Here is an 8,739-nt window from a genome sequence, read left to right as displayed (position 1 = left end):
AACGTTAACCTCTCGGCATCAATTTACCTGTGGGGCTTCTGCTTCTTCAAGCAGCTGTCGGCTATCGGCATGTCCTATGCAGCGGGCCTGATGTACGTCAACTACGGCTTCAAAACCTCGTATCTTATCCTCGGCTGCATTGCCTTGCTGTTTACCCTGATCTCGGCCTTCGCGCTGAGCGGCAAGGTTGCGGTGGTAAAACAGGAAGCCGTGCTGCCGGTGGCGGCGAATTAATCAATACAATAGCGTCATGAGGCCGAAGAACAGCAGGGTCAGGGCAATGATAAACCCGGTTTGCAGCGTTTTGCGAACCAGGCGGCCCTGGCCCCAGCGGGTGGTGCTCAGGCGGTTATCGATAGCGAACAGCGCCGGTACCATCAGCAGCAGATAAATCAGCATCAACATGGCGGTCAGGGGTTGTTGGCTCATATGAGATCCTCCGCGCCGGTGTGGATAGCTGGGGTGATAGGGGTTGTTTGCCTGCTGCGCTGTTTGGTCATGTGCCTCCGAATAGGGCCGCCCGAAGGCGGCCGCCAGTTTACTGCCTGTGATATAGAGATGATTGTCGGCCACTGCCGGGGCCTACGTGGGTATGATATTGCGAATGATAATCATTATCAATATGTAGGGTGAAATTTATTGTGCGGTTGGTGCGATCAGGCAGGAAAGGATCTGGCGGGTATTTTGTGGAGACAGAGCACGCCGGGTGGCGTGCTCTGTGATAGGACTATCCTCGACGATTATTTCTCATCTGGCAAGGCGTAAGCGACAATATAGTCGCCCAACTTGGTGCCGAATGAGCCATGACCGCCTGCGGAAATTACCACGTACTGCTTACCGTTGACCTCATAGGTCATTGGTGTCGCCTGGCCACCGGCCGGCAACCGCGCTTCCCACAGTTTTTCACCGTTAGTCACGCTGAAGGCACGCAGATAGTTGTCCGCCGTTGCGCCAATGAAGAACACATTCCCGGCAGTAGAGACCGGTCCGCCCAACATCGGCATACCCATTTTGAACGGTAACGGCAACGGAGAGCTGTCGCGCACGGTACCGATGCGTTTTTTCCACACGATGTCGTTGGTTTTCAGATCCACCGCGGAAATATAACCCCAGGCCGGCTGTTTACACGGCAGGCCAAGCGGTGACAGGAACGGGTTCAGGGTCACGCCGAATGGCACACCGTACTGTGGTTGCACACCGGCTTCGGTACCGCTGCCGCCTTTATCGCCGACCGGGGGCTCGATAGGGTTGCCCGGACCGCGTGGGATCAGTTTTGACACAAACGGCAGCGCGATAGGGTTGGCGATAGCCACCTGACGGTCAGTATCGACAGACAGGCCGCCCCATTCGAACATACCGAGGTTACCCGGGAATACCAACGTACCTTGTTCGGAAGGCGGGGTGAAGGTGCCTTCATAACGCAGGCTGTGGAACATCACCCGGCAAACCAGTTGGTCATAAATGGTGGCGCCCCACATATCCGCGCCGGTCAGTTTTTTCTCCGGGCGGAAAGTCAGTTCAGAGAAAGGCTGAGTCGGTGACAGGCGGTCGCCCTTGGCCGGGCCCTGCGGAACCGGTTTTTCAGGCGCCGGTACCACCAGCTCGCCGTTGGTGCGGTTCAGTACGAAGATGTTACCGGTCTTGGTCGGCACATAAATCACCGGCACCTTGTTGCCGCTCTTGTCGGTAATGTCCGCCAGCGTTGGCTGGGCCGGTACGTCCATATCCCACAGGTCATGGTGCACCGTTTGATAGAACCACACCAACTTGCCGGTAGAAGCGTTCAGCGCCAGCAGGCCGCTGGCGTAGCGCTCCATATTCGGTGTGCGATCGCCACCCCAGATATCCGGCGTGGTGACGCCCATTGGCAGGTAAACGATATCCAGCTTGGCATCGTAGGCGGAAGGCGCCCAGGAGTTAGGCGAGTTCGGCGTGAAGTGATGCTCATCCGCCGGGATGGCGTTGGGTTCATCTGCACCCGGATCAAACGCCCACAGCAGTTTGCCACTGTTAACGTCAAAACCGCGGATCACGCCCGAAGGTTCGCGATTGGAGTAGTTGTCGGTCACCGCACCAGCAATGACAATCACCTTGTCGGTGATCACCGGCGGTGAGGTCGGCTCGTAATGGCCCGGGGTGGCATACGGCATATTGCTTTGCAGGTTGAGCTCACCGTTATTGGCGAAGTCGGCGCAAGGCTTGCCGGTCTCTGCATCCAGCGCAAACAGGCGGCCGTCATTCACCGGCAGAATAATGCGGCGTGCGCACTGTGCCGGAGAGGCGTCGGTGGCGGTACCCGCGGCGGCAGGGGTCTCATGATAAGAGACGCCACGGCAGGTGATGTGCTGGAAGGTCGGATTGAACTTCAACTGAGGATCAAACGTCCACTTCTGCTTACCGGTGGCCGCATCCAGCGCGAACAGCTTCTGGTGTGGGGTACACAGATAGAGCGTGTCGCGGATTTTAATCGGGGTCACTTCGTTGGTGATTTCCCCCGGATCGTTGGCGGTTTTCAGATCGCCGGTCTGGAAGGTCCAGGCTTCTTTGAGCTGGCCGACGTTTTTGTCATTGATCTGGCTCAGGGGGGAATAGCGCGTGCCTTCCTGAGTACGGCCATAGGCCGGCCAGTCAGCGTCCGACGCCTGAGGGGTAACCTTGGCCTGTGCCGGTTCAAGGGTGCCGTTGATCTCTTGCGGATCGTTAAACACCGCATAGGCCAGTGCCACCACGGTGACCACCAGTGCCAGGCTCAGTGCGCTGTAGGCCAACTTGCCATGGGCGTTAAGCTTGCGATAGATAAAGGGCAACACCAGCCACAGGCCGAAGAAGAAGGTGACATCCAACCGCGGCGTCAGCGCCCAGAAGTCCGGGCCGACTTCCCACAGCGCCCACACCGTGGTACCGAGTAAAAACACCGCGTACAGCAGCAGTGCGGTCGCACGGCGGCGAACCAGCAGCCAGGCCGTTACTAACAGCACCAGGCCGGCAATGATGTAATACAGTGAACCACCGAGCTTGGCCAGCCAGATGCCGCCTCCCAGCAGATAGAGTCCGCTCAACGCGGCAAACAGCGCCGTGATGATGATGAGCGGCGACAATGATGCTTTATTTTGCATAGTATTATCCTTACCAAAATGAAAAGTCCCCGATTTAGAGATTAAGCCATATCCAAAAAAACACGCGGTTTCTCCCTAAAAATCCATCCCGTGCGTTCGGCAAATCCTCTCCATCGCCAGGGCTAAAAGGCCGTGGCCGCTAAAAGTGGCGAGGTTGGTTTTGGGCTATTGAATAATCTCTGTCATTGGGGCGAAAGCAAAAAAGGACTGAGTCAGACCTGGCTTTCTGCGCCGTTGTTGAGATGATCGCCAACGGGCGAGACAGCTCTGGCTGAAGCGCGGGCAGGTTACTCTAATTGTTATTATTTTATTACGTAGCTTGTGCTGTTTTTTCGATTATTTGTTGGTTTTATGCATGTAACCTAACCGTTCAGGTTTGACGCGGGTAACGGAGTGCCTCAATAAACAGCGCAAAGGCGGTGGTGTGCTGCCTGCGGCTGGGATAATAGAGGTAATAGCCAGGGAAATGCGGGCACCATTCGTCGAGCACCTGCACTAAACGGCCGTCGGCCAACTCCTGGGTGACGGCATCTTCCGGGACAAAGGCGATGCCAAAGCCCAGCAGCGCCGCGTCAATGCGTTGGCGCAGGCTGTTAAAGGTTAGCTGACCCTCGACGCGCACCTTGATCTCGCGGCCGTCTTTTTCAAACTCCCAGGCGTAGAGACCGCCCATGGTCGGTAAGCGCATATTGATGCAGCGATGGTTTTGCAATTCCTGCGGGGTGTCCGGCGTGCCGTTTTGCTCAAAATAGGCGGGGGAGGCGATGGGGATCATGCGCATGTCCGGTGCGATGCGCACCGCAATCATGTCCTTGGCAACCTGCTCACCCAGGCGAATTCCGGCATCAAAACGGCCGGCGACAATGTCGGTCAGGGTATTATCCACCGTGATTTCGACATTGATATCCGGGTAGTCCGCCAGAAATGACTTCAACACCGGCCACAGCACCGAATCGACGGCATGTTCGCCGGCGGTGATGCGGATATTACCCGCCGGTCGCTCGCGCATTTCACTTAAGGCATCCAGCTCATTTTCAATTTCAGCAAAGCGCGGACCGATGCTGTTCAACAGTCTTTCACCGGCCTCGGTAGGCGCCACGCTGCGGGTGGTGCGGGTTAATAAACGCAGTTCCAGCCGCTCTTCCAGCCCCCTGATGGCATGGCTCAGGGCCGATTGGGAAACGCCAAGTTTTGCCGCCGCCCTGGTGAAGCTGCGTTCGCGGGCCACCATCAGAAACGAAATCAAATCGTTAAAGTTTTCTTTTAACATCCCGGCCTCGCCGTGTGGGCTGAATTAATGGCGATATTCTAGTCGCTTGCCACGGCCATAGACAATTAATGAATTCAGCTCATAGCTCCTTGCGCATTTTGCTATCTAGTCGTGATGCGGGCGTGACGCTATCTTTTGTCTAACGTGTCATTTTTATCGGGAGATAGATGAATGAAATACTTTGCAGCAACGGCCCTTTCTTTGTCGATGGCGATATCTGGCAGCGCCGGGGCAGAAACCCCAGACTCGGAAGAGCGGGTTAAAAGCGTCTCACCGGCATTGGCGAAATTTCAACGCGACACCTTACAGGGCGATCTTTGGCAGCGTCCGGCGCTTTCGCCGCGCGACCGTAGCGTGATCACCGTCGCCGCAGTCATCGCCCGCAACCAAACGGCGCTGATGACTGAGCAATTTAACCTGGCATTGGACAACGGCGTAACCGCCGCCGAGCTGTCGGAGATCATCACTCATCTGGCTTTCTATACCGGTTGGGGTAACGCCATGGCGGCGGTGGCGGCAGCGCGAGATGTTTATCAACAGCGTGGCATCAGCGCTGCCGAATTACCTGTGGCGGATCCTCAACGGTTGCCGCTGGACGAGGTGGCGGAAGGGTTACGGGTCAGTGCGGTGGAAAACGCGGTCGGCAGTGAGCAATTCCCCGGGCTGGTGGCCTATACCACCGACGTGTTGTTTCACGACCTTTGGCTACGGCCGGCACTGGCACCCCGCGATCGCAGTTTGGTCACGGTGAGTGCGCTGGTGGCTAACGGACAAGTGGCGCAAATCACCTTCCATCTCAACAAGGCGATGGACAACGGCCTGACCCAGCAACAGGCGGGCGAGGTGATGGCTCATTTGGCGTTCTATGTCGGTTGGCCCAACGCCATGTCCGCCGTTCCGGTCGCCAAAGAGGTGTTTGCCAAACGTTCCTCTGTCTCCTCCGTCACCCGTTAGGAGTTATCCGGTGAAATTACTCGCAGCCTCTACAATTATTCTGTCCATGTTAGCCCCGGCCGCTTTGGCCGAAACGGAGAAACAAGTGAAAATTCAACGCAGCGGTTCCCAGCCTTCCCGTCCGGGCCCAGAAGATTATTTTACCGGTAAGGTGCGAATTGATGCGCCTTTTGCCGGCAGCGAACCGGCCCGCGTAGGCGGTGCTACCGTGACCTTTGAGCCCGGTGCCCGTACTGCCTGGCATACCCATCCGCTTGGCCAGACGTTGATCGTCACCCAGGGGCGCGGTTGGATCCAGGTGTGGGGCGATGAGATCCAGGAAATGAACCAGGGTGATATTGTCTGGATCCCGGAGGACGTCAAACACTGGCACGGCGCGACGCCGGACACCGCCATGACTCACATCGCTATCGCCGAGTCACTGAACGGCAGCCCGGTAGACTGGATGGAGCAGGTCAGCGACGCGCAGTACCAAAAGTAGTGCCTGCGGGGCTAGCGGATCACGGCCCGCGCGGTGCGGGCCGTCTGCTGGGGTCGGGCGGTTAGCTCCCGAGGCCGCCGAGGCACAGATACTTAATCTCAAGATAATCTTCGATACCGTACTTCGACCCTTCACGGCCCAACCCGGAGTTTTTAACCCCACCGAACGGGGCAACCTCGGTGGAGATCAACCCTTCATTAATGCCGACGATGCCATATTCCAGCGCTTCGGCGACGCGCATTACCCGGCCAATATCCCGGCTGTAGAAGTACGAGGCCAGGCCAAACGGCGTATCATTTGCCAGCTCAATGGCTTCGGCTTCGCTGTTGAAACGGATCAGCGGCGCTACCGGGCCAAAGGTTTCCTCATGGAATATTTTGGCCTGCCGTGGTACGTCGGTCAGAATGGTCGGCGTGAAGAAGTTATTGCCCAAGGCATGAGGTTTGCCTCCCAGCAGAATTGATGCGCCGCGTTGCACCGCGTCGGCGATATGCTCGCTGACTTTTTCCACCGCGGCCGGGTTAATCAACGGGCCGATAGTCACGCCGTCGTCCAGGCCGTTGCCCACTTTTAATTTCTCCACCGCCGCTTTCAGCTTTTCGGCAAAGGCGTCGTAGATGCCGTCCTGCACCAGAAAACGGTTGGTGCACACGCAGGTCTGGCCCGCGTTGCGGTATTTGGAGGCCACGGCACCGATCACCGCGGCGTCCAGATCGGCATCATCAAACACAATAAACGGTGCGTTGCCGCCCAGTTCCATACTGGTCTTTTTGATGGTTGGGGCACACTGCGCCAGCAGTTGCGCACCCACCTCGGTGCTGCCGGTAAACGACAGCTTGCGGACGTCCGGGTTGGCGGTCAGTTCTGCGCCGATGGCCTGGCTCGGGCCGGTAATCACGTTGCAAACACCGGCCGGTAAGCCCGCTCGCTCGGCCAGCACGGCGAGCGCCAATGCTGAGAACGGCGTCTGGCTGGCGGGGCGGATCACCCCGGTGCAGCCTGCCGCCCAGCCGGGGCCGGCTTTGCGGGTGATCATTGCCGCCGGGAAGTTCCACGGCGTAATGGCAGCAAATACCCCAATCGGTTCTTTCTGCACGATGATGCGCCGACCGGCCTGGGGCTGCGGAATGGTATCGCCGTAGACACGTTTGCCTTCTTCGGCAAACCACTCGATAAAGGACGCCGCGTAGGCAATCTCACCCCGGCTTTCAGCCAGTGGCTTGCCCTGTTCTGCGGTCATGATCAGCGCCAGATCGTCCTGGTTTTCCATCATCAACTCGAACAGGCGGCGCAGTTTGCCGGCGCGCTCTTTGGCGGTCAGTGCACGCCAGGCGGGCTGGGCCTTCTTGGCGGCGGCAATCGCCTGGGCGGTTTCTTTGGTACCTAACGCCGGGACCTGGCCGACCAGTTCGCCGGTGGCGGGATTGTGGACTTTGATGCTCTGGTCGCCTTTGATCGGCAGCCATTGCCCGTCGATATAGTTAGCCTCGCGGAACAGAGCAGGATCTTTGAGGGTGGCAGAGAAGTGATTGCTCATTGGTTATCTTCCTTTTTCAGAATTCAACACAGGGTGACCTATCCCAAACGGCACCCCTTTACCCTAGCAAACTTTTCCGCCTTCATTTGCCCGATCCGTGGCAACAAATCAATTTGCTGTGATGCGCACCTTCTGTACAAAAAGCACCCGCAGTCGGGACGATACTGAAGTCAGCAGGCATATGACCCTTTTCGATGCGATTAAAAGGAGTGTGCAAATGATGAAATCAGTGGACAGACATCTCTATGGCGGCGGTGAAATGGATTTTCTGGCGTCGAGCATTGCGCTGATGGAATGGCAGGGAAGGGAGGTTGATGCCGACAAAGTGGCCGGCAATATGTCGGAGCCGCAAAGCCGCTTGTTCTTTGAACGCCTGAGCTATTTCCGCCAACTTTATCAGGCGGCCACCACGGTGGAACACAGCGTATAAAACCCAATCAACTGACCCCGCCAACGCGGGGTTTTTTATACTGTCCACACGCCGGTGTTCAGCGTTGCCGGGGAGAACTCAAGATTGCGGCCGCGCCACGGCAGGGCCTGTGAAAAGCGCCATGCGCTGTGTATATCGAAGCGCCAGTAGCGTTCCGCACCCGCCACACCTTGGCCCACCTCCGCTTGCCAGAGGATCTGCGTTTCCCCCTGCAGGTGCAAAATACTCCCGTTTTCAAAATCAATAAACAGTAACGCCGCACGCGGTTCCGCCAGCAGGTTACCCAGGGTATTCATATAACGGTTACCGCGAAAATCCGGCATCCACAGGCTGTTGCCCTCCAGATGGATAAACCCCGGTTTTCCGCCCCGGTGCGAAATATCCACGCCGCCTTGCGCCAGCTGGGTATGGGCAGCACTGGCGACGAAACAGGTATCCGCGTTGCGAATCAACGCCTGTGCTGCTGCGTCCAGCGTAGTGAGATGCTCAATCGGTGTGGGGTTGGCGGGGGCCGGGTACAGCTCGCGCCGCTGAATATACTGCGGACAGTTGCCAAAGCTTTGCCTGACGTCGATCTCAATGCGGTTTTTGTCGGTACGCCCGATCACACCGTTGGCACGGTTACGCCGCCGATTGCTGAAGTCCAGCCCCAATGCTCCCACTGGCTTGCCGGATTGCAAGGCTGCCTGTGCCGGATCATCGCCATGGCGGGGCGTGCTGATACGCAGGTGTGTGCTGTCCGGCGTGCGCAAAAATCCGGGCGGGCCGCTGAACAGGGTCGCCACCGGCCAACCCTGCTCGTCCAGCGTGGCGACAAACAGGTAAGGCAGTGCCTCGAAAAACTTGCGGTGCTGGTCGGGCATGTTGGGGAAAATGCCGCCGCACACCTGGTCAAATCCGGCCAGGGTTTGGGCACGTAGTTCATCGGGGTGGAACATCTGCGGGATCATC

The 8,739-nt window shown here is 57.8% G+C and carries 9 protein-coding genes; 4 read left to right on the top strand and 5 right to left on the bottom strand.

Annotated features, from left to right (window positions below):
* On the top strand, window positions 1-234 hold a 234-nt coding region (locus BEI65_RS27225), incomplete at its 5' end, for an MFS transporter (RefSeq protein WP_232519125.1).
* Here BEI65_RS27225 and BEI65_RS19760 read toward each other — a convergent pair.
* From BEI65_RS19760 to BEI65_RS19750, 3 genes are all read right to left on the bottom strand, one after another.
* Window positions 235-429, bottom strand: coding sequence for a hypothetical protein (locus BEI65_RS19760; RefSeq protein ID WP_099064764.1), 195 nt, complete (start codon window positions 427-429; stop codon window positions 235-237).
* A 311-nt stretch (window positions 430-740) separates the two neighbouring features.
* Window positions 741-3,116, bottom strand: a complete 2,376-nt coding sequence (locus tag BEI65_RS19755; protein WP_099064763.1) for a glucose/quinate/shikimate family membrane-bound PQQ-dependent dehydrogenase — start codon at window positions 3,114-3,116, stop codon at window positions 741-743.
* 370 nt (window positions 3,117-3,486) lie between these two features.
* On the bottom strand, window positions 3,487-4,386 hold the full coding sequence (locus tag BEI65_RS19750) for a LysR family transcriptional regulator (RefSeq protein ID WP_099064762.1): 900 nt from the start codon (window positions 4,384-4,386) through the stop codon (window positions 3,487-3,489).
* A 171-nt stretch (window positions 4,387-4,557) separates the two neighbouring features.
* Between BEI65_RS19750 and BEI65_RS19745 the strand changes: the two genes are divergently transcribed.
* Window positions 4,558-5,340, top strand: coding sequence for a carboxymuconolactone decarboxylase family protein (locus tag BEI65_RS19745; protein WP_198404486.1), 783 nt, complete (start codon window positions 4,558-4,560; stop codon window positions 5,338-5,340).
* 85 nt (window positions 5,341-5,425) lie between these two features.
* Window positions 5,426-5,821 (top strand): cupin domain-containing protein, encoded by a 396-nt coding sequence (locus BEI65_RS19740; RefSeq protein WP_085117480.1) that lies wholly within the window; start codon window positions 5,426-5,428, stop codon window positions 5,819-5,821.
* A gap of 61 nt (window positions 5,822-5,882) precedes the next feature.
* Here the strand turns inward: BEI65_RS19740 and gabD are convergent, their stop codons facing one another.
* Window positions 5,883-7,358, bottom strand: coding sequence for an NADP-dependent succinate-semialdehyde dehydrogenase (gene gabD, locus BEI65_RS19735; RefSeq protein ID WP_099064761.1), 1,476 nt, complete (start codon window positions 7,356-7,358; stop codon window positions 5,883-5,885).
* A gap of 217 nt (window positions 7,359-7,575) precedes the next feature.
* On the opposite strand from gabD, the gene BEI65_RS19730 reads away from it, so the two are divergent.
* The gene (locus BEI65_RS19730) at window positions 7,576-7,788 is read left to right on the top strand and encodes a glycogen synthesis protein (RefSeq protein ID WP_099064760.1); all 213 of its coding nucleotides are present in this window, start codon (window positions 7,576-7,578) and stop codon (window positions 7,786-7,788) included.
* A gap of 35 nt (window positions 7,789-7,823) precedes the next feature.
* Here the strand turns inward: BEI65_RS19730 and BEI65_RS19725 are convergent, their stop codons facing one another.
* A complete protein-coding gene (locus BEI65_RS19725) occupies window positions 7,824-8,738 on the bottom strand; it encodes a pyridoxamine 5'-phosphate oxidase family protein (RefSeq protein WP_099064759.1) in 915 nt (304 codons plus the stop codon).
* Between the last annotated feature and the right edge of the window lies 1 nt (window position 8,739).

This window comes from Serratia sp. BW106, assembly GCF_002607755.1.
Taxonomy (GTDB): Bacteria; Pseudomonadota; Gammaproteobacteria; order Enterobacterales; family Enterobacteriaceae; genus Serratia; species Serratia proteamaculans.
The sequence above is the reverse complement of the archived record's forward strand: the minus strand, read 5'-3'. Positions and strand labels throughout refer to the sequence as shown.

Bases quoted from the DNA above. Each gene is read 5' to 3' on its own strand.
- gabD (WP_099064761.1), bottom strand. From the start codon at position 7,358: ATGAGCAATCACTTCTCTGCCACCCTCAAAGATCCTGCTCTGTTCCGC.
- BEI65_RS19750 (WP_099064762.1), bottom strand. From the start codon at position 4,386: ATGTTAAAAGAAAACTTTAACGATTTGATTTCGTTTCTGATGGTGGCC.
- BEI65_RS19725 (WP_099064759.1), bottom strand. From the start codon at position 8,738: ATGATCCCGCAGATGTTCCACCCCGATGAACTACGTGCCCAAACCCTG.
- BEI65_RS19745 (WP_198404486.1), top strand. From the start codon at position 4,558: ATGAAATACTTTGCAGCAACGGCCCTTTCTTTGTCGATGGCGATATCT.
- BEI65_RS19760 (WP_099064764.1), bottom strand. From the start codon at position 429: ATGAGCCAACAACCCCTGACCGCCATGTTGATGCTGATTTATCTGCTG.
- BEI65_RS19730 (WP_099064760.1), top strand. From the start codon at position 7,576: ATGATGAAATCAGTGGACAGACATCTCTATGGCGGCGGTGAAATGGAT.
- BEI65_RS19755 (WP_099064763.1), bottom strand. From the start codon at position 3,116: ATGCAAAATAAAGCATCATTGTCGCCGCTCATCATCATCACGGCGCTG.